Below are 19428 nucleotides of genomic sequence, written 5' to 3' on the forward strand. Positions count from 1 at the left end.
CCGGTCCAGCGTTTCCTGATTTAGCGTTTCACGGCAAGACGGGCAGGGGGAACGGGCGGTGCGAATTTCGCCCGGTCCTCCTCGTCCAGCATGCCCATCATCACCTTGCGGAATCCCTCCACCGCCTCCGCCCCCGCCATGCGATAGGCGCGGGCGATGCGCTGACGCTGGGTCTCCGACAGCTGGCGTTCCAGCTCCACGCCCTTTTCCGTCAGCTCCAGCAACCGTTGCCGCCGGTCACGGGCGCCGGTCTGCTGATCGATGAAGCCCTGGCGCACCAGCTCGCCCAGCACGCGCGACAGGCTCTGCTTGGTGATCTTCAGGATCGCCAGCAGTTCCGAAACGGTGATCTTGGGATAGCGGCCGACGAAGTAGATCACGCGGTGATGCGCGCGGCCGAAGCCGATTTCCGCCAGAATTTCGTCCGGTTCGGCGGTGAATTCGCGATAGGCGTAGAAAAGCAGCTCCATCCCGGTACGGAGTTCCTCCTCGCGGAGGAAGAGCTGGTTAACGCCTGCTTTCAGATCGGCCATGGCGACGCGGTTGGTTCAATTTGTTCTAATTAGGACAGCAAGTCAGACATAAACAATCGTGCGCCCGGTTACAAGAACAAGCTCATTCCCGCAAACGGCTTTTCCCGCCGCCGCTCAGGCGCTGCCGATCAGGATGCCGGTGGCGAAAACCAGCAGCCCGCCGACCACCACCTGGAAGGCGGCGGACAGCAGCGGCGTGTCCATGTAGCGGTTGCGGATCCAGGCGATGATGGCCAGTTCGATCACCACCACGCCAACGGCGATGGCGGTCGCCGTCCAGAAATGCGGGATCAGATAGGGCAGGGCGTGGCCCAGCCCGCCCAGCGTGGTCATCGCGCCGCAGACCAGCCCGCGCAGCCACGGGCTGCCGCGCCCGGTCAGCGACCCGTTGTCGGACAGAGCCTCGGCGAAGCCCATGGAGATGCCGGCGCCGATGGAGGCGGCCAGACCGACCAGAAAGGTCTCGTGGCTGTCCTGGGTGGCGAAGGCGGCGGCGAACAGCGGGGCCAGGGTCGAGACCGACCCGTCCATCAGCCCGGCCAGACCCGGCTGCACGACCTGCAGCAGGAACAGCCGGCGTTCCGATTCGTGTTCCTGCTCCCGAACCTCCGGCGAGACGTATTTCGCCTCCAGCCGTTCGGCCTTGGCCTCGTGCCGGCGCTCCTCCTCGGCGAGATCACCCAGCAACTGGCGGATGGCGGCATCCTGCGACCGCTGGGCGGCGCGGGTGTAGAAGCGCTTGGTCTCCGCCTCCATCAGCTCGGCCTGGCGGCGCACGGTTTCGAGCCCCAGCGGCCGGCTCAGCCAGACCGGCTTGCGCTCCACGAATCCCTTCACGTCCTGGCGGCGGATCAGCGGGATGTGGTCGCCGAATCGCGCACGGAACAGCTCCAGCAGCCGGTGCCGGTGCCCGCTCTCCTCCGAAGCCATCGCGCGGAACAGTTTGGCCGTGTCGGGATAATTGTCGGAGAGGGCGTGGGCGAATTCGTCGTAGATGCGGCTGTCCTCCTCCTCCAGCGCGATGGCGAGCGCCAGCAGCTCCTTTTCCGTCAGGTCCGAGAAGTTCTTCATGGGGGTCAGGCCTTCGCCGCGTCTGGATGGTGCGTTGCGAATGATGCTATTCCGCCTAGGAGCATCCGCAACATGGCACTTCGTCTGATGTGGCTTCGCCCGCGGGCTGATGGGCCTTCGCCGGGGGACTGCTACAAGATGTCTCTTATGGCTGCCGACGGCCGATGTGCCGGTCGGGTGAGTGGAATTTCCGCGGCGGGCTTGCTATGGGCTTGGGTCACGAGAGGCCAAGAACGTTCCACAAGTTCCCATATAAAGCCAAGACAAGAAGGAAACGACCATGACCGCCAACCGGAAGCTGATCGCCGGAAACTGGAAGATGAACGGGTTGAAGGCCGACGGGCTGGATCTCGCCTCCGACCTCGCCGGTCGGCTGAAGGGCGCCGGCCCGGTCGTTTTCGACATGCTGGTCTGCCCGCCCTTCCCGCTGCTGTTTCCGGTGGGAGAGGCGATTGCCGACAGCCCGCTGGCGCTGGGCGGCCAGGATTGCGCGCCCAAGACCTCCGGCGCCCATACCGGCGACGTGGCGCCGACCATGCTGAAGGATGCGGGCTGCCGCTTCGTCATCCTCGGCCATTCGGAGCGCCGCGCCGGCCATGGCGAGAGCGACGCCGTGGTCAACGCCAAGGCGGTCGCCGCCCACAAGGAAGGCCTCGTCGCCATCATCTGCGTCGGCGAGACCGAGGCGCAGCGTGACGCCGGTCAGGCGAACGCCGTGGTGTCGGGCCAGCTCGCCGGCTCCATCCCCGCCGGCGCGACCGCCGAGAACACCGTCATCGCCTATGAGCCGGTCTGGGCCATCGGCACCGGCAAGACTGCGACTCCGGACGATGTGAAGGCGATGCACGCCCACATCCGCGCCGAACTGGACGGCAAGATCGCCGAGTCCGCCAAGGTCCGCATCCTCTATGGCGGTTCGGTCAAGCCGAACAACGCGGCGGAGCTGATGGCGGTGGAGAATGTCGACGGCGCGCTGGTTGGCGGCGCGGCCCTGAAGGCCGACGATTTCTGGGCCATCGCCACCGCCTGCCGCTGATACACCACGCTGGTGTCAGCCATGCCGCCAATGGATATGCCGTGGGTATTTTGGCGCTGGCATATCCCGCGGCGGCGCGGTACAAACAATGGGCGCGCGCCACGGGCCCTTAAGACGGCCTGTGGCGCGCTATTCGATTTTTGGGATGGGCGTGGGGTGAGCATCGCATGGAATCGGTGATTCTGGTTATTCACCTGCTGATCGCCGTCGGGCTGGTCGGCGTGATCCTGATCCAGCGGTCGGAAGGCGGCGGACTCGGCATCGGCGGCGGTACCATGGGCGGCATGATGAGCACCCGTGGCACGGCCAACCTGCTGACGCGGACCACCGGCATTCTGGCGGGCTGCTTCTTCGCCACCAGCATCGTGCTGGCGATCCTGGCCGGCGGCCACTCGCGCCCGGCGTCGATCATCGACACGCTGCCGGCCTCTCCGGCGGCTCCGGCCCAGCCGGTGACCCCGGCCGCTCCGGCCCAACCCGCGCCGCCGGTGTCCCAGTAAGGGATCTCCAGCGCACGGGTACGAAGCGGACAGCGAGGCGGCCTCCCCGAAGCCGCCTCTTTCTTTTGAGGGCCGACGTCCGCGACGTGAGTTTCGGCGCCGACCCCTCGGGGACATGAAATATCCGCCCCCTATGGGGACAGGAAACATGCGTCCCCTCCGGGGACATGGAACAGCTCTCAAGCTCTTCGGACGGACATGACTCGCTACATCTTCATCACCGGTGGCGTCGTTTCTTCGCTGGGCAAAGGTCTGGCATCGGCGGCGCTTGGGGCGCTTCTCCAGGCGCGCGGCTACAAGGTGCGGCTGCGCAAGCTGGATCCGTACCTGAACGTCGATCCCGGCACGATGAGCCCCTATCAGCACGGCGAGGTCTTCGTGACCGACGACGGGGCTGAGACGGACCTGGATCTCGGCCACTACGAGCGCTTCACCGGCGTGTCGGCCCGCAAGGGCGACAACATCACCACCGGCCGCATCTACTCCACCGTGATCGCGAAGGAGCGTCGCGGCGATTACCTGGGCGGTACCGTCCAGGTCATTCCGCACATCACCGACGAGATCAAGGAGTTCATCCGCGCCGACGCCACCGACGAGGACTTCGTCCTGATCGAGATCGGCGGCACGGTGGGCGACATCGAGTCGCTGCCCTTCCTGGAGGCGATCCGCCAGTTCGGCAACGAGGTCGGGCAGGAGAACGTCCTCTACATCCACCTGACCCTGCTGCCCTACATCCCGACCGCCGGCGAGCTGAAGACCAAGCCGACCCAGCATTCGGTGAAGGAGCTGCTGAGCGTCGGCATCCAGGCCAACATCCTGCTGTGCCGTGCCGACCGTCCGATTCCGGAGAACGAGCGCAAGAAGATCGCGCTGTTCTGCAACATCCGTCCGGAGCGGGTGATCGCGGCGCTGGACGTCGATTCGATCTATCAGGTGCCGATCAGCTATCACGAGGAAGGCTTCGACACCCAGGTCCTGAGCTATTTCGGCCTGCCGATCGACAAGGAGCCGGACCTGTCGCGCTGGACCCGCATCATGGAGCGGGTGCGCAAGCCGCAGGGCGAGGTCACCATCGCGGTGGTCGGCAAGTACATCAGCCTGCTCGACAGCTACAAGTCGCTGGCCGAGGCGCTGACCCACGGCGGAATCGCCAACAACGTCAAGGTCAACCTCGACTGGATCGATTCGGAGATCTTCGAGGACGACGACGCGGCGGTGAAGCGGCTGGAGAACGTCCACGGCATCCTGGTGCCGGGCGGCTTCGGTTCTCGCGGGACGGAAGGCAAGATTCGGGCGGCTCAGTTCGCGCGTGAGCGCAAGGTGCCGTACTTCGGCATCTGCTTCGGCATGCAGATGGCGGTGATCGAAGCCGCCCGCAACATGGCGAAGATCGAGGATGCCGGCTCCACCGAGCTGGGCAAGCCGGGCAACCCGGTCGTCGGCCTGATGACGGAGTGGATGCGCGGCAACACGCTGGAGCGTCGTGCCGAGGTCGGCGATCTGGGCGGTACCATGCGGCTCGGCGCCTACCCCGCCAAGCTGCTGGAGGGCAGCAAGGTCGCCGAGGTCTACGGCACCACCGACATCTCCGAACGGCACCGTCACCGCTATGAGGTGAACGTGTACTACAAGGAGCGTCTGGAGCGTTGCGGCATGAAGTTCAGCGGTCTGTCGCCTGACGGGGAGCTGCCGGAGATCGTCGAGATCCCCGACCATCCCTGGTTCATCGGCGTGCAGTTCCACCCGGAACTGAAGTCCAAGCCGTTTGAGCCGCACCCGCTGTTCACCGCCTTCATCAAGGCGGCCATCGATCAGAGCCGGTTGGTCTGACGGTTTCTTAAGCTATCTTATTCAAGCCTGAACGCGCCCCGCCCCACAAAGGCGGGGCGTTTTCATGTCCGGCACTTTCCCTATACGTCAGCTTCCTTGCGTCCCCGAAAACCTTGTGCGACGATCCGCGGAAAATCGCACAACCAAGCAATTGGATCGGGGAGTGACCATGAATCGCGTCAGGATTGCCGCGCTCGCCACCTGCCTGACCGCGGTCGCCGCGGTTCCGGCCGTCGCGGCGGACTATTCCTCCACCATCTTCTTCGGCGACAGCCTGACCGACAGCGGGGCGTTCCAGTCGCTGCTGCCCTTCGGCGGCAAGTTCACCACCAATCCGGGGCCGGTGTGGGCGGAGAACCTTGCCGGCGCGCTCGGTACCTCCGCCACCACGGCGGCGCGGGGCGGTACCGACTATGCGGTCGGCGGCGCGCGGGTGAACACGTCGGTCGGCGTCCCGGCGACAGGCCCGACGGCCCTGGCACCCAGCGTGGCGACTCAGGTCTCCGGCTATCTCGCCTCCACCGGCGGACGGGCGGATCCGAACGCGCTCTACACCGTCTGGGGCGGCGCCAACGACATCTTTGCCGCGCTCAACAACCCGGCGACCGCGCAGGCCACTGTGACGCAGGCGGCCGGCGATCTGGTGACTCAGGTGGCGAGGCTGCGCGCCGCCGGTGCGCGCACCATCCTGGTGCCGACGGTGCCGGACATCGGATCGACTCCGTTCGGGCTGGCGCAGGGCGCCACCGCTGCCGCACAGATCACGCAGTTGATCAGCGGCTATAACCAACTGGTCACGCTGGGTCTGGCGAATGCCGGTGTCTCGGTCATTCCGATCGACACCTATTCGCTGCTGCGGGCTGCGGTGGCGAATCCGGCCTCCTTCGGCTTCGCCAACGTGACCGGCACCGCCTGCACCACCAGCAGTTCGCTGCTCTGCACCTCCGCCTCGCTGGTGGCGCCGAACGCGGCGCAGAGCTACCTGTTCGCCGACGGCGTCCACCCGACCACGGCCGGTCATCGCGCGGTGTCGGACTTCGTGCTGAACGCGCTGACCGCCCCCGGCAACGTTGCGCAGCTTGCCGAATCGCCGATCCACACCCGCGACCGGCTGACCGCCACCATCCTCGCCCAGGCGGCGACCAGCCTGTGGAGCCGCAAGCCGGGCACCAGCGGCGCCTGGGTCAGCGGCGGAGTCGGCCGGCTGACCAGCGACCGCACCGGCGATCCCGGCATCGGCGGACAGGCGGAAGTGCGCGGCACGCCTCTGTCGGTCAGCGTCGGCATCGACAAGCGCTTCACCGAGAACCTGCTGCTCGGCGCGGCCGGCACGGCGTCGCATTACCGCGGCAGCTTCTCCACCGGCGGCGATTACAAGCAGCGGGAGTATGTGCTGAGCGGCTACGGCGTCTACCGCATGGGCGGCGCCTTCGTGAACGGGGTGGGGTCCATTGGTTTCGCCGACTACGACCTGCGGCGCGGCGTGACCATCAACGGCACCGACCATTCCACCGGCGGCAGCACCGAGGGCATCAACGCCTCCATCGGCGCCGAGGGCGGCTATGAGTTCACCATGGGCGGGCTGACCCATGGCCCGGTGCTGGGCCTGCGCTACCAGCATGTGGAGGTGGAGGGCTTCACCGAGGACAGCAGCCTGTTCGGCTTCACCTATCGCTCGCAGACCCGCAACTCGCTGGTCGGCAGCATCGGCTATCAGGCCGCTTACGATTTCGGCAGCGTCCTGCCCTACGCCAAGGTGACGCTGAACCGGGAGTTCAAGGACGACCAGCGCAGCATCACGGTGGAGAGCCGCAGCATTTCCACGCTCGCCTACGATGTGGCGGTGGCGAAGCCCGACCGCAGCTATGTCGATTTGACCGCCGGCGCCTCCTTCAAGCTGACGGAGTCGGTCACCGGCACGCTCGGCCTGAATGCCCGGCTGGGTGAGGAGGACCGCCGCGATTACGGTGGGTTTGTCGGCGTCAGCGTCGGATTCTGACGAAAGGCGGGATGACCGGGGGCAAGTCCGCTCCATATCAGGGGCGGATTTGCCAACGGGAGGAAAACAAAGCCATGTCCGAGGTGATGATCGATGCCGCCGATGGCGGCCGCTTTTCGGCTTATGTCGCCAAGCCCAAGGTGACGCCCGCCGGCGGTCTCGTGGTGATCCAGGAAATCTTCGGCGTCAACGCGGTGATGCGCGAGCAATGCGACTGGTACGCCTCACAGGGCTTCCTGGCGGTGTGCCCCGACCTGTTCTGGCGCCAGCAGCCGGGCGTGCAGCTGACCGACAAGACGCAGGAGGAGTGGAACAAGGCGTTCGCCCTGATGAACGGCATGGATCAGGACAAGGCGGTGGAGGACCTGAAGGCGGCGCTCGCCTGGGTGCGCGGGCAGGATGGCTGCACCGGCAAGGCCGGCAGCGTCGGCTACTGCCTGGGCGGCCGGCTGGCTTTCATGATGGCGACGCGGTCGGACGCCGACGCCAATGTCGGCTATTACGGCGTCGGGCTGGAAGGGCTGCTGGGCGAGGCCGATAAGATCGCCAAGCCGCTGCTTCTGCACATCGCGGAGAACGACAAGTTCTCCAGCCCCGACAAGCGCGACGCGGTAGTGGCCGGGGTAAAGGACAACAAATGGGTGACCGCGAAGGTCTATCCCGGCATGGACCACGCCTTCGCCCGGCCGGGCGGCGAGCACTACGACCAGAACGCGGCCGACGAAGCCAACCGGCTGACGGTTGAGTTCTTCCGCACGCATCTGTCCTGACATGGGCGCCGTTGACCAGCTTCTGAAATAGTGGGATGCAGGGGTCTTCCGACCCTTGCCCCCATCCCCTGCAGGGTGAGAGCGAGAGGGCGGCGCCCTCTCGCCCGTTTTCGTTTTGGAGCACTCCGATGACCACGCCGCGCCCTGTCCAGATCGGCGACCTGACCGTTGCCAACGACCGTCCCTTCGTCCTGATCGCCGGCCCCTGCCAGATGGAAAGCCGCGACCATGCAATGGAGACCGCGTCCGCGTTGGTGGAGATGACCAAGGCGCTGGGCATGGGGCTGATCTACAAGTCGAGCTTCGACAAGGCCAACCGCACCTCGATCACCACCGCGCGCGGCCTGGGCATGGACAAGGCGCTGCCGATCTTCGCGGAAATCCGCGAGCGCTTCGGCTGCCCGGTCATCACCGACGTGCATGAATCGACCCAGTGCGCTCCCGTCGCCGAGGCGGTGGACGTGCTGCAGATCCCCGCCTTCCTCTGCCGCCAGACCGATCTGCTGATCGCCGCCGCTGAGACCGGCCGCGCGGTGAACGTCAAGAAGGGCCAGTTCCTGGCGCCCTGGGACATGAAGAACGTCGCCGCCAAGCTGGTCGCCTCGGGCAACGAGCGCGTCCTGCTGTGCGAGCGTGGCGCCAGCTTCGGCTACAACACGCTGGTGTCGGACATGCGTTCCCTGCCGATCATGGCGGAGACCGGCTTCCCGGTGGTGTTCGACGCCACCCACTCCGTCCAGCAGCCGGGCGGGCAGGGCACCACGTCGGGCGGCCAGCGCGAGTTCGTGCCGGTCCTGGCCCGTGCCGCCATCGCGGTCGGCGTCGCCGCCGTCTTCATGGAGACGCACGAGAACCCGGACTGCGCCCCTAGCGACGGGCCGAACATGGTCCCGCTGAAGGACATGCCGGCCCTGCTGGCGAAGCTCCAGGCCTTCGACCGTCTGGCGAAGTCCTAAAAACGTGTAACTTGGAACGGGCCGGTTCAGCCTTCGGGGACAGTCATGATGGTCGGTCGGAGTTTTCGGGGTGCGGTCGTGGCGCTCCTGCTGCTGGTGGTCGCCTTCCCGGCGATGGCGCTGGAGAGCTTTCAGAAATCCAAGCTGACCATCGAGACGTCGGGCGGCGGCAAGTTCCGCTTCGACGTCGAACTGGCGCTGACGCCCGGCCAGCAGGCCCAGGGGTTGATGTTCCGCCAGTCGATGCCGGCCGACGCCGGGATGCTGTTCGTCTACGACCGGGTGCAGCCGGCCAGCTTCTGGATGAAGAACACGCTGATCCCGCTCGACATGCTGTTCATCGCCGCCGACGGCCGCATCGTGAACATCCACGAGCGCGCGGTGCCGGAATCGCTGGACTCGGTCAATTCCGACGGTCCGGTGAAGGCGATCCTGGAACTGAACGGCGGCATGGCTGCGCGGCTGGGCATCCGTCCCGGTGACCGTGTGGTGTCTCCCGACATCGCCAAGCCTTGAAGTGATAGATGATCCGCCGCCCATGACTTTCGCGTAAACTCGCCCAGATCAATCGCGCAGGGTCTGGGCGGCGCGGAGGGCTGGGATGAGCAGGCGGTCGGCGATTTTCCTCGGACTGGCGCTCAGCGCCGCGGCCGGACTGTCCGCCTATGTCGTGCTGGCGCGGGCGGAACCGGGGCCGGCCTACCGGCTGGCGCGGGTCGAACAAGGACCGCTGGTCAGCGCCATCACCGCCACCGGCACCATGAGCGCGCTGGTGACGGTGGAGGTCAGCTCCCAACTCTCCGGCCAGATCGCGGAGCTGTATGCCGATTTCAACAGCCGGGTCACCAGCGGGCAGATCCTTGCCCGGCTGAACGGCGACCAGCTGGCCGCCCGTCTGGCCCAGGCCGGCGCGGACGTTGATTCCGCCAAGGCGGCGCTCATCCAGCAGCAGGCGCTTCACGACAAGGCGCGGGCCGATCTCGCCAGCGCCAGGGCCAGCGTCGCCAACGCCGACGCCCAGATCGTCCGTGCCGACCTCGCCCAGCGCGACGCTGACCGTGACCTGCGCCGCCGGCGCGACCTGCAGGGACGCGGCGTCGTCGCCGCCGCCGATCTGGAGAAGGCGGAAACCGCAGCCCACAGCGCGCAGGCCCAGTTGATCGCCGCCCGCGCCCAGAAGCGGCAGGCCGAAGCGGCGGAGGCGTCGGCCGATGCCTCGCTGGCGGTGGCCGCCGCCCAGGTGGAGGTCGCCCGCGCCCAGGTCTCCCAGCGCGAGGCTGCCCTGCAACTGGTCCGCGTCGACCTCAACCGCTCCGTCATCCGCTCCCCCATCGACGGGGTGGTGGTGAACCGGGCGGTCAGCACCGGCCAGACGGTGGCGGCCAGCCTGTCGGCTCCCACCCTGTTCACCATCGCCCAGGATCTGCGGCAGATGGAGGTGCTGGCCAACATCGACGAGGCCGACATCGGCCGGGTGCGCGAAGGCATGCCGGTACGCTTCACCGTAAATGCCTTCCCCGGCGACAGCTTCACCGGCCGGGTGGCGCAGGTGCGGCTGGCGCCGAAGGAGGACATGACGGTCGTCACCTACATCGTCGTCATCACGGTGAAGAATCCGGAACTGCGGCTGCTGCCGGGCATGACCGCCAACCTCCGCATCACGGTGGACGAGCGGCCGTCGGCGCTGAAGCTGCCAAACGCCGCCCTGCGCTTCCGCCCCCCGGGGGTCGAGGCTTCGACCGATGCGCCGACGCCGACCACCGGCGGCCCCAATGGCGGGCGCGGCGCCGCGGCGCTGGAGGCGGCGGCCAAGCGGGTGATGGACGGGCTGACGTTGGACGAGACGAGGCGCCGCGACATCACCTCCCTGGTGGCCGAGGCCCGCGACCGCTTCGCCGCTCTGAACGCCGAGGGTAGCGACCCCGAACGCCGCCGGGTGGAGGCCAACGCCATCCGCACCGCGACCCTGGAGCGAATCGCCGGGCTGCTCGACCCGGAACAGCGCGACCGCTTCGAGGCGCTGGTGGCTCCCGGCCGGGCGGCGGAGGCGATGCGGACGGTCTGGGTGCCCGGTCCGGGAAATGGCGGCCCGGTCGGCATACCGGTGCGGCTCGGCATCGGCGACGGCAGCTATACGGAGGTAGTGTCGGGTGACCTGCGGGCCGGGCAGGAGGTCATCACCGGCATCCTGGCCCCCGACCGCGGCAGCCGCCGGGGACCGCGCCTTGGCTTCTGATCCAACGGCACCCGAACCCCTGATCGCTGTCGAACGCCTCAGCCGCCGCTATCGCATGGGGCCGCAGACCGTCCACGCGTTGGACGACGTGACCGTCACCATCCGCCGGGGCGAGTTCGTGGCGGTGATGGGACCGTCGGGGTCCGGCAAATCCACCTTCATGAACTTGCTGGGCTGCCTGGACCGACCCGATGCCGGACGGTACCGGCTGGATGGGCAGGAGGTCGCCGGCCTGTCCTCCGACGCGCTGGCGGCGGTGCGGAACCGCAGCATCGGATTCGTCTTCCAGTCCTTCAACCTGCTGCCGCGCCAGACCGCGCTCGCCAACGTCATGCTGCCGATGGTCTATGCCGGCGTCGGCCATGCCCAGCGGGTGGAGCGGGCGCTGGCGGCGCTCGATTCGGTGGGGCTGCGGGAACGGGCAAGGCACCGGCCGACCCAGCTTTCCGGTGGGCAGCAGCAACGCGTCGCCATCGCCCGCGCCCTGGTCAACGACCCGCTGCTGCTGCTTGCCGACGAACCCACCGGCGCGCTCGACACCGCGACCAGCCTGGAGATCATCGGCCTGTTCCAGCGGCTGAACCGCCGGGGCATCACCATTGTCCTGGTGACGCACGAGCCGGAGGTGGCGCGCTTTGCCGCCCGCGTCCTGCAGTTCCGCGATGGCCGCCTGATCGACGATCTGCGTCAGGAACCGGAGATCGCGGCATGACCGCCTGGGACGCCTTGCGCGCGGCGCTCGAGTCCCTGCGGGCGAACCCGCTGCGCAGCGCGCTGACCATGCTGGGTATCGTCATCGGCGTGGCTGCGGTGATCGCCATGGTCGCGGTGGGAGCCGGCGCCCGCGATCAGGTGCTGCGCCAGATCGCCAGCCTGGGCACCAACCTGATCCTGGTGGGGCAGGGCAGCATCGTCCGCAGCGGCGTGAAGCTGGGCGCCGGCACCGCATCCTCCCTGACGGAGGACGACGCGCTGGCGGTGCTGTCGGAGATCCCCGACGTGGTGGTGACGGCGCCGTCGGTGCGCTGGGGCCTGCAGATCGTCGCCGGCAACCAGAATTGGGGCACCATTCTGTTCGGCATCACGCCGGATTACATGGACGCCCGCGACTGGACCATCGCGCTGGGACGCGGCCTGTCGGACGAGGATGTGGCACAGGCGAACAAGGTCGTGGTCCTTGGTCAGACGGTGGTGCGCAACCTGTTCGGCGGCGGCGATCCCATCGGAGAGCCGGTGCGGGTGTTCTCCACCCCGCTGACCGTCGTCGGCGTTCTGGCGGAGAAGGGGCAGAACACGCAGGGCCAGGACCAGGACGACGTAATCTTCGTGCCGCTGTCCACCGCCAAGCGCAACATCCCGGGCATGGCGAAGAGCAACCCGCGCTTCATCCATAGCATGGCGGTGAAGATGCGGGACGGCGCCGACATGGCGGAGGCGCAGGCGCAAATCCGCGACCTGCTGCGCCAGCGCCACCGGCTGATCCCCGGCCAGGACGACGATTTCTGGATGCGCGACCTGTCGGAGGTGTCGGCGACCCGTGACGAGTCCTCCCGCGCCCTGTCCTTCCTGCTGGCCGCCGTGGCGGCGGTCTCGCTGCTGGTCGGCGGCATTGGCATCATGAACATCATGCTGGTGTCGGTGACCGAGCGCACGCGCGAGATCGGGCTGCGGCTCGCCATTGGGGCGCGGCGGCGCGATATCCTGGTGCAGTTCCTGATCGAATCGATCACCCTGTCACTGATCGGGGCCGCGGTCGGGGTGGCGCTGGGCATCGGCACCGCCGTGGCGGTCGCGGCACTGGCCGGCTGGCCGACGCTGATCCGGATCGACTCGATCGTGCTGGCGGTGGTGGTCAGCGGGCTGGTCGGCGTGTTCTTCGGCCTTTACCCGGCGCGTCGCGCCGCCGGCCTCAACCCCATCGAGGCGCTGCGGCACGAATAGCCGCAAAATCAGCCTCCGCATCCCCCTCCAGCACGACAAGCCGCGCATCACTGCGTCCCAGCCACAGCGCCAGCCGCCCGACCCACGCCACCTCGCGCGGTATGGCGAGCAGCGACGGCTGCCGTTCCGCCATCACACGGGCCAGGGCCAGGGCCGAGGTCGCGGCACGGCGCTTGGCGAGGTCGATCTGCCCGACGGCCGGGTTCAGCGCCGCGCGCAGCCGTCCCCCGCCCATCGGCGCCACCACATCCACCGCAACGCCGGCGCGCAGCAATTCATGGGCGAGATCGACCGCCGAGCGGCGGTCCGGCCGGTTCTCGAGGTCGGGCAGAAACAGGGCGACGGCAAGCGGGGCGGGGGTGAGCGATGGCAATGAAACGGATCCGGAACGGTGTTGGAGACAGGCTGTTGAGCGACCGAACGCCGCACCAAATGCCCTAGGCGGCAGGCTGGATGGAAAAGTCCGCAAAAGCGGTGCGCCGTCCGCTTGCCGTGGGCGTGGCGTTCGTGTATCTCACAACGCGGCGACGGGGCGTAGCGCAGTCTGGTCAGCGCGCCAGTTTTGGGTACTGGAGGCCCCCGGTTCGAATCCGGGCGCCCCGACCATCGCCAGGGGACAACTCCGCGTCCAGGCCATCCGCGCCGGGGACGCTACCGCAGGCATTTGGGGAGACGAGCGAGCCATGAACGTCCGGATCTATCAGCCGAGCAAGACGGCCATGCAATCCGGCCGTGCCAAGACTCACCGTTGGATGCTGGATTACGAGATCGAAACGCCGCGCCGTCCGGAACCGCTGATGGGCTGGACCAGCTCCGGCGACACGCTGAACCAGGTGCGCCTGTCCTTCGAAACGAAGGATGAGGCCATTGCGTTCGCGGAGCGCGAAGGCTGGAACTACACCGTGCAGGAAGCTCCGGTCCGCCGCGTCCGTCCGCGCAACTACGCCGACAACTTCCGCACCGATCGCCCGCGCTTCTGATCGCAAACCCGGGACAAGGCCCCATAGCTCAGTTGGATAGAGCAGCCGCCTTCTAAGCGGCAGGTCGCTGGTTCGAATCCAGCTGGGGTCGCCATCCAGGCCAAGCCGTTGCAGAACAGGAAAAGCCCCGCTTCGGCGGGGCTTTTTGTTTTCTCGGCCGTCATGCAGGACGGGGGAGGCATGCAGGTGAAGTCGTGCCCCATGCCGTGCCCCACAACGCCGAAGGGGCCGCTAAAGCGACCCCTTGAGGAAGGCTAAAGCCTTGAATTGGATGGTGATCCGGGTGGGATTCGAACCCACGGCCACATGATTAAAAGTCACGTGCTCTACCGACTGAGCTACCGGATCATCCTCTCGCGGCGGTGCGAAACTGGCCCCCGCCGGAAGTGGGCGCACCATAGAAAGACGCGCCCGAAAGGTCAACCATGGGCTTGATGGGAAATGCAGGATTTTGCCATCAAGCCCGCCCATCAAGCTCATGGTTCCGGGATCAGGTCTGGCTGGTCGTCGGCACCGAGCCGTTGCCGGCCTCGAGGGCGAAGCGTTCGGCCAGCCGTTCCGCGACGCGGGGCGAAACGAAATGGCGGATATCGCCGCCGAGCCGCCCGATCTCCTTCACGAAGCGGGAGGAGATGAACTGGTGCTTCTCCGACGACATCAGGAAGATCGTCTCGACCTTCGGGTTCAGCCGCGCGTTCATGCCCGCCATCTGGAATTCATATTCGAAGTCCGAGACGGCACGCAGGCCGCGGATGATGACCCTGGCATTCACCTCCATGGCGAAATGCATCAGCAGATTGTCGAACGCCCGCACCTCGATGCTGGCCCCAGCGGCGTTCAGCCCGGCCACATCCTCGCGAACCATAGCGACCCGCTCGTCCGTGGAGTAGAGCGGCCCTTTGCCGGCATTCCGGGCGACGCCGATGATCAGGTGGTCGACCTGACGGGCGGCGCGCTGGATGATGTCCATGTGACCGTTGGTGATCGGATCGAAGGTGCCGGGATAGACACCGATTCGACGACCTTCGCTGGTCTCGGTCTGGCTGGTCGCCATGGGTTCCCCTTTACGCCCTTCCGTTATTCGTTCGGCGCGGCGGAGCTGCCGGCATCACCGGTGGACTCGACCGAACCGTTGGCGTCATCGCCAGTCTCAACGCCCGTATCCACGCCGTTCTCGCCTTCTTCCTCGGCGATGGTGGCGACGGACACCACGCGCTCGTCCGCCCCCACGCGGAACAGCGTGACACCCAGCGTCTTGCGGCCGGCCACCCGCACGTCGTGCAGCGGCATGCGGATCACCTGGCCGCCGTTGGTGACCATCATCACCTGATGGTTCGATTCGACCGGGAAGGCGGCAACGATGGAGCCGTTGCGCTCGCCCATCTCCATGTTCCAGATGCCCTGGCCCCCGCGTCCGGCGGTGCGATACTCGTAGGACGAGCTGCGCTTGCCATAGCCGCGGTCGGAGACGGTCAGAATATACTGTTCCTTCTGTTTCAGTTCTTCGTATCGCTCCTGCGACAGGGTGACGCTGTCCGTCGGCACCTCGTCGGCTTCCGGCGCGGCCTCGCCCTCCATCTCCAGGCCTTCGTCGCGCTTCATCTTGAAGAAGGCTGCGCGCTCCTCGGGCGTGGCATCGACATGGGTCAGGATCGACAGCGACACCACCTCGTCACCGTCGGCCAGCCTGATGCCGCGCACGCCGGTGGAGGTGCGGCCGGCGAAGACGCGCACGTCGTCCACGGGGAAGCGGATGCACTTGCCGCCGCGGGTCGCCAGCAGGACGTCGTGGGTCTCGGAGCAGGTGTGCACGCCGATCAGACGCTCGCCTTCCTCCTCCAGCTTCATGGCGATCAGGCCGTTGGAGCGGATGTTGGCGAAGTCGGACATCCGGTTGCGGCGCACGTTGCCCTTCGACGTGGCGAAGACGACGTGCAGATCGGCCCAGGCGGCCTCGTCCTCCGGCAACGGCAGGACGGTGGTGATGGTCTCCCCGTCGATCAGCGGCAGCAGGTTGACGAAGGCCTTGCCGCGCGCCTGCGGGTTGCCCAGCGGCAGGCGGTAGACCTTCAGCTTGTAGACCATGCCGCGGTTCGAGAAGAGCAGCAGCGGCGTGTGGGTGTTGGCGACGAACAGGTCGCTGACCGCGTCCTCCGCCTTCATCGACATGCCGGAGCGGCCCTTGCCTCCGCGCTTCTGCGCGCGGTAGGTCGACAGCGGCACGCGCTTCACGTAACCGGACTGGCTGACGGTGACGACCATGTCCTCGCGCTGGATCAGGTCCTCGATGTCGGCCTCGAACTCCAGATCCTGGATTTCGGTGCGGCGCGGGTTGCCGAACCGCTCCTTCATCTCCACCAGCTCGTCGCGCAGGATCCCCATCAGCTTCGGCCGGTTGGCGAGCGTGGCGAGGAAGTCGGCGATCTGGTCGGTGACGTCGGTCAGTTCGGCGCCGATCTTGTCGCGCTCCAGCCCGGTGAGGCGGTGCAGACGCAGGTCGAGGATGGCGCGGGCCTGGACCTCCGACAGACGGTAGGTGCCCTGTTCGCTGACGCCGCGGCCGGGCTCGTCGATCAGCTCGATCAGCGGGCCGACGTCGTGAACCGGCCATTCACGGTTCATGATCTCCTCGCGCGCCCAGACCGGATCGGGGGCGCTGCGGATCAGCTGGATCATCGCATCCAGGTTGGCGACGGCGACCGCCAGACCAACCAAGGTGTGCGCCCGCTCGCGCGCCTTGCCCAGCAGGAACTCGGTCCGGCGGGTGATGACCTGCTCGCGGAAGCGGATGAAGGCGGCGATGATTTGCTGAAGATGCATCAACTCCGGACGGCCGCCGTTCAGCGCCAGCATGTTGACGCCGAAGGAGGTCTGGAGCTGGGTGTGGCGGAACAGCTGGGCCAGCACGACGTCGGGAACCGCGTCGCGCTTCAGTTCGATCACCACGCGCACGCCGTCGCGGTCGGATTCGTCGCGCAGGTCGGAGATGCCCTCGATGATCTTGTCGTTCACGACCTCGCCGATGCGTTCCATCAGCTTGGCCTTGTTGACCTGATAGGGAATCTCGGTCGCGACGATAGCGGTGCGGTCCTTGCGCACCTCCTCGAAATGGGTCTTGGCGCGCAGGATGACCGAGCCGCGCCCGGTCTGCAGCGCCGCCCGGCTGCCCGACCGGCCGAGGATCAGGCCGCCCGTCGGGAAATCAGGGCCGGGCACATGCTCCATCAGTTCGTCGAGCGTGACGTCCGGGTTGTCGATGTAGGCGCAGCAGGCGTCGATCACCTCGCCCAGATTGTGGGTCGGGATGTTGGTCGCCATGCCGACGGCGATGCCGCCGGCGCCGTTCACCAGCAGGTTCGGGAAGCGGGCCGGGACGACGGTGGGCTCGCGGCCCGAATCGTCGTAGCTGGCCTGGAAGTCGATGGTATCCTTGTCGATGTCGTCCAGCAGCGCTTCCGCCGCCTTGGCCAGACGCGCCTCGGTGTAGCGCATCGCCGCGGGCGGATCGCCGTCCATCGAGCCGAAATTGCCCTGGCCGTCGATCAGCGGCAGGCGCATGGAGAAGTCCTGCGCCATGCGGACCATGGCGTCGTAGATCGCGCTGTCGCCGTGCGGGTGGTATTTACCCATCACGTCGCCGACGATGCGCGCCGACTTCTTATAGGGCTTGGTCGAGTCGTACCCGCCCTCCTTCATCGCGTAGAGGATGCGCCGGTGCACCGGCTTCAGCCCGTCGCGGACGTCGGGCAGGGCACGGCTCACGATCACGCTCATCGCGTAGTCGAGATACGATTTCCGCATCTCGTCTTCGATGTTGATCGGCGCGATGTCGGAGGCGGGAGGAAGGGGCGTATTGCTCAAGCAGGACACTCATTCTTCGAATGCGCCGCCGCTCGGGAATCCGCGGCAGTCACTGGCCTTGCGGGCCGAAGGTTTTGCCCGAGAAATATAGCAACTCTCGCAATTGCACACAATGATTCGGGGCCGAAAACCCCTGTCGGTGCCCCGACTGATGCCGGTTCAACGCCGGCTGAGATGTGCGAATCGCAGGGACAGGATGGTGACCGACACCAGACTGGCGATGAGAATTCCCTCGAACAGCCCATGGGCGCCGTGGCCGAGGCCGAAGACCAGGAAGGCCGACACCGGAATCATCACCACCGCGTAGGAGAAGAAGTGCAGCGCGGTGGGAATCCAGGCGTCGTGCCGGCCGCGCAGCGCGTTCGCCATCACCGTCTGGCCGCCGTCGGCGATCAGGATCCAGGCGGTAAAGGCGATCAGCGGCGCCACCGCCTCCAGCAGTTCCGGGTTGTTGGTGTAGATGGCGCCCAGCGCGTCGGGCAGGCTGCGATAGAGCACGCCGACGCAGGCCAGGATCGCACTTGTGACTCCGAGGCCGGTCCAGCCGGCCAGCGCCATGTCGCTGCGGTCGCCGCGGCCATAGGCCACGCCAACCCGCACGGCGGTGGCCGACGCCAGACCGACCGCTGCCATGAAGGGCAGGGCGGTCAGGTTCAGTCCAACCGTGTAGGCGCCCAGCGCCAGCGGCGAGATCATGCCGGCGAACAGGCCGAGCGCCGCGAAGGCGCCGCTCTCCACCCCGATGCTGAGCCCGGCGGCATAGCCGAGGTGACGCTGGCGGGCGGCACCGCTCCACCAGCCGGACACCGGCAGGCGGATCTGCCAGCGGTCATGGTCGTGCATCCACCAGACATAGGCGACCAGCCCCAGCCCCATGGACCAGCGCACGATGCTGGTCGCCCAGGCGGAGCCGACGGCGCCCAGCGGCTCCAGCCCGATATGGCCCCACACCAGCGCCCAGGCGAGCGCGGCATTGACGAGATTGCCGATCACCATGGCGACCATGCCCGGCAGCGGGCGCTTGATGCCCTCCAGGAAGAAGCCGGTGGTGATGTAGAGCATCATGCCCGGCGCCCCCAGCCCCAGCACCGCCAGCACATGGGCGCCGCCCGCCGCCATCTCCGGGGTCTGGCCGCCGGCCTGGAACAGCGGGTCGCCCAGCAGCGAGATCAGTGCGAACAGCACGCCCAGCAGCAAGGCATAGGGGACCGACCGCCGCCATGCCCGGCCGCACTCCACGTCGCCGCCGGCGCCGAAGGCATGGGCGGTGACCATCACCGTCCCCATCAGCAGCCCGACGCCGGTGCCGACCATGATGTTGCCCGGCAGGTGCGCCAGCCCGTAATAGGCCAGCTCCTGCGCCGAGAAGCGGCCGACGATCGCGGTATCGACCGCCATCATCACCATCAGCCCGGCGCGGGAGACGATAACCGGTGCCGCCAGCCGCAACAGCTCGCCGATGTGGGCGGCAAGACGCGCGCGCAACGGCTCGGGGGCGGGCAGGGTGGCGGTGCTCATGACTGGACCTGTGGCGACGGAGGGATGACGGCGGCCCGTGCCGCGCGACCGGACCGTAAGGCTTGGCCGGAAAGCGGGCAGACTGCGCAAAAGCCGGTCATCTTGCCCGGTGGGCGTACCGCGTCAAGGATTTCGGGAGCCCCGAAAGGACCGTTGCATTCTCTGCATGGCGGCGGGGTCGGTTGCGGAACCAAGCC

The 19428-nt window shown here is 67.4% G+C and carries 17 protein-coding genes and 3 tRNA genes; 13 read left to right on the forward strand and 7 right to left on the reverse strand.

Annotation, left to right across the window (positions count from 1 at the left end):
• Positions 1-20: 20 nt before the first annotated feature.
• Positions 21-533, reverse strand: a complete 513-nt coding sequence (locus ACCD06_RS09415) for a MarR family winged helix-turn-helix transcriptional regulator (RefSeq protein WP_098739700.1) — start codon at positions 531-533, stop codon at positions 21-23.
• 114 nt (positions 534-647) lie between these two features.
• Positions 648-1604: an iron exporter MbfA gene (mbfA, locus tag ACCD06_RS09420; protein WP_109074767.1), complete on the reverse strand. Its 957-nt coding sequence runs from the start codon at positions 1602-1604 to the stop codon at positions 648-650.
• A 280-nt stretch (positions 1605-1884) separates the two neighbouring features.
• Here mbfA and tpiA point away from each other — a divergent pair, with 280 nt between their 5' ends.
• The 10 genes from tpiA to ACCD06_RS09470 all read left to right on the forward strand — a co-directional run bounded on the left by tpiA (position 1885) and on the right by ACCD06_RS09470 (position 12872).
• Positions 1885-2640, forward strand: a complete 756-nt coding sequence (tpiA, locus tag ACCD06_RS09425; RefSeq protein ID WP_413340258.1) for a triose-phosphate isomerase — start codon at positions 1885-1887, stop codon at positions 2638-2640.
• A gap of 167 nt (positions 2641-2807) precedes the next feature.
• On the forward strand, positions 2808-3140 hold the full coding sequence (gene secG, locus ACCD06_RS09430; protein WP_109074769.1) for a preprotein translocase subunit SecG: 333 nt from the start codon (positions 2808-2810) through the stop codon (positions 3138-3140).
• Between the two features lie 198 nt (positions 3141-3338).
• The gene (locus tag ACCD06_RS09435; protein WP_109074770.1) at positions 3339-4970 is read left to right on the forward strand and encodes a CTP synthase; all 1632 of its coding nucleotides are present in this window, start codon (positions 3339-3341) and stop codon (positions 4968-4970) included.
• A 169-nt stretch (positions 4971-5139) separates the two neighbouring features.
• On the forward strand, positions 5140-6969 hold the full coding sequence (locus ACCD06_RS09440) for an autotransporter domain-containing protein (RefSeq protein ID WP_413340261.1): 1830 nt from the start codon (positions 5140-5142) through the stop codon (positions 6967-6969).
• A 74-nt stretch (positions 6970-7043) separates the two neighbouring features.
• Positions 7044-7739: a dienelactone hydrolase family protein gene (locus tag ACCD06_RS09445; protein ID WP_413340263.1), complete on the forward strand. Its 696-nt coding sequence runs from the start codon at positions 7044-7046 to the stop codon at positions 7737-7739.
• 128 nt (positions 7740-7867) lie between these two features.
• Positions 7868-8695, forward strand: a complete 828-nt coding sequence (gene kdsA / locus ACCD06_RS09450) for a 3-deoxy-8-phosphooctulonate synthase (RefSeq protein ID WP_252137369.1) — start codon at positions 7868-7870, stop codon at positions 8693-8695.
• Between the two features lie 78 nt (positions 8696-8773).
• Positions 8774-9211, forward strand: a complete 438-nt coding sequence (locus tag ACCD06_RS09455; protein WP_413340266.1) for a DUF192 domain-containing protein — start codon at positions 8774-8776, stop codon at positions 9209-9211.
• A gap of 85 nt (positions 9212-9296) precedes the next feature.
• A complete protein-coding gene (locus ACCD06_RS09460) occupies positions 9297-10931 on the forward strand; it encodes an efflux RND transporter periplasmic adaptor subunit (RefSeq protein ID WP_413340268.1) in 1635 nt (544 codons plus the stop codon).
• Positions 10921-11643, forward strand: a complete 723-nt coding sequence (locus tag ACCD06_RS09465) for an ABC transporter ATP-binding protein (protein ID WP_413340270.1) — start codon at positions 10921-10923, stop codon at positions 11641-11643. The genes ACCD06_RS09460 and ACCD06_RS09465 overlap by 11 nt, the downstream gene beginning before the upstream one ends.
• Positions 11640-12872 (forward strand): ABC transporter permease, encoded by a 1233-nt coding sequence (locus tag ACCD06_RS09470; protein ID WP_413340272.1) that lies wholly within the window; start codon positions 11640-11642, stop codon positions 12870-12872. Before ACCD06_RS09465 ends, ACCD06_RS09470 begins: the two co-directional genes overlap by 4 nt.
• Here the strand turns inward: ACCD06_RS09470 and ACCD06_RS09475 are convergent.
• Positions 12841-13245 (reverse strand): hypothetical protein, encoded by a 405-nt coding sequence (locus ACCD06_RS09475; protein WP_413340274.1) that lies wholly within the window; start codon positions 13243-13245, stop codon positions 12841-12843. The two genes, ACCD06_RS09470 and ACCD06_RS09475, sit on opposite strands and share 32 nt — an antisense overlap.
• A 155-nt stretch (positions 13246-13400) precedes the next feature.
• On the opposite strand from ACCD06_RS09475, the gene ACCD06_RS09480 reads away from it, so the two are divergent.
• The 3 genes from ACCD06_RS09480 to ACCD06_RS09490 all read left to right on the forward strand — a co-directional run bounded on the left by ACCD06_RS09480 (position 13401) and on the right by ACCD06_RS09490 (position 13946).
• A tRNA-Pro gene (locus tag ACCD06_RS09480) sits at positions 13401-13478 on the forward strand.
• Positions 13479-13555: 77 nt separating this feature from the next.
• On the forward strand, positions 13556-13852 hold the full coding sequence (locus ACCD06_RS09485) for an ETC complex I subunit (protein WP_413340276.1): 297 nt from the start codon (positions 13556-13558) through the stop codon (positions 13850-13852).
• A gap of 17 nt (positions 13853-13869) precedes the next feature.
• A tRNA-Arg gene (locus ACCD06_RS09490) sits at positions 13870-13946 on the forward strand.
• 178 nt (positions 13947-14124) lie between these two features.
• Here the strand turns inward: ACCD06_RS09490 and ACCD06_RS09495 are convergent.
• The 4 genes from ACCD06_RS09495 to ACCD06_RS09510 all read right to left on the reverse strand — a co-directional run bounded on the left by ACCD06_RS09495 (position 14125) and on the right by ACCD06_RS09510 (position 19231).
• Positions 14125-14200: transfer RNA gene (locus ACCD06_RS09495), tRNA-Lys, on the reverse strand.
• A 142-nt stretch (positions 14201-14342) separates the two neighbouring features.
• Positions 14343-14906 (reverse strand): pantetheine-phosphate adenylyltransferase, encoded by a 564-nt coding sequence (gene coaD / locus ACCD06_RS09500; protein WP_413340278.1) that lies wholly within the window; start codon positions 14904-14906, stop codon positions 14343-14345.
• Positions 14907-14929: 23 nt separating this feature from the next.
• The gene (gyrA, locus tag ACCD06_RS09505; protein WP_413340280.1) at positions 14930-17713 is read right to left on the reverse strand and encodes a DNA gyrase subunit A; all 2784 of its coding nucleotides are present in this window, start codon (positions 17711-17713) and stop codon (positions 14930-14932) included.
• A gap of 159 nt (positions 17714-17872) precedes the next feature.
• On the reverse strand, positions 17873-19231 hold the full coding sequence (locus ACCD06_RS09510; protein WP_109074781.1) for an MATE family efflux transporter: 1359 nt from the start codon (positions 19229-19231) through the stop codon (positions 17873-17875).
• Positions 19232-19428 lie beyond the last annotated feature (197 nt).

This window comes from Azospirillum sp. CT11-132, assembly GCF_047302835.1.
Lineage (GTDB): Bacteria > Pseudomonadota > Alphaproteobacteria > Azospirillales > Azospirillaceae > Azospirillum.

Excerpts from the sequence above, each read along its gene's own strand:
- ACCD06_RS09415 (WP_098739700.1), bottom strand. The coding sequence starts at position 533 with ATGGCCGATCTGAAAGCAGGCGTTAACCAGCTCTTCCTCCGCGAGGAG.
- mbfA (WP_109074767.1), bottom strand. The coding sequence starts at position 1,604 with ATGAAGAACTTCTCGGACCTGACGGAAAAGGAGCTGCTGGCGCTCGCC.
- tpiA (WP_413340258.1), top strand. The coding sequence starts at position 1,885 with ATGACCGCCAACCGGAAGCTGATCGCCGGAAACTGGAAGATGAACGGG.
- secG (WP_109074769.1), top strand. The coding sequence starts at position 2,808 with ATGGAATCGGTGATTCTGGTTATTCACCTGCTGATCGCCGTCGGGCTG.
- ACCD06_RS09435 (WP_109074770.1), top strand. The coding sequence starts at position 3,339 with ATGACTCGCTACATCTTCATCACCGGTGGCGTCGTTTCTTCGCTGGGC.
- ACCD06_RS09440 (WP_413340261.1), top strand. The coding sequence starts at position 5,140 with ATGAATCGCGTCAGGATTGCCGCGCTCGCCACCTGCCTGACCGCGGTC.
- ACCD06_RS09445 (WP_413340263.1), top strand. The coding sequence starts at position 7,044 with ATGTCCGAGGTGATGATCGATGCCGCCGATGGCGGCCGCTTTTCGGCT.
- kdsA (WP_252137369.1), top strand. The coding sequence starts at position 7,868 with ATGACCACGCCGCGCCCTGTCCAGATCGGCGACCTGACCGTTGCCAAC.
- ACCD06_RS09460 (WP_413340268.1), top strand. The coding sequence starts at position 9,297 with ATGAGCAGGCGGTCGGCGATTTTCCTCGGACTGGCGCTCAGCGCCGCG.
- ACCD06_RS09470 (WP_413340272.1), top strand. The coding sequence starts at position 11,640 with ATGACCGCCTGGGACGCCTTGCGCGCGGCGCTCGAGTCCCTGCGGGCG.
- ACCD06_RS09485 (WP_413340276.1), top strand. The coding sequence starts at position 13,556 with ATGAACGTCCGGATCTATCAGCCGAGCAAGACGGCCATGCAATCCGGC.
- coaD (WP_413340278.1), bottom strand. The coding sequence starts at position 14,906 with ATGGCGACCAGCCAGACCGAGACCAGCGAAGGTCGTCGAATCGGTGTC.
- ACCD06_RS09510 (WP_109074781.1), bottom strand. The coding sequence starts at position 19,231 with ATGAGCACCGCCACCCTGCCCGCCCCCGAGCCGTTGCGCGCGCGTCTT.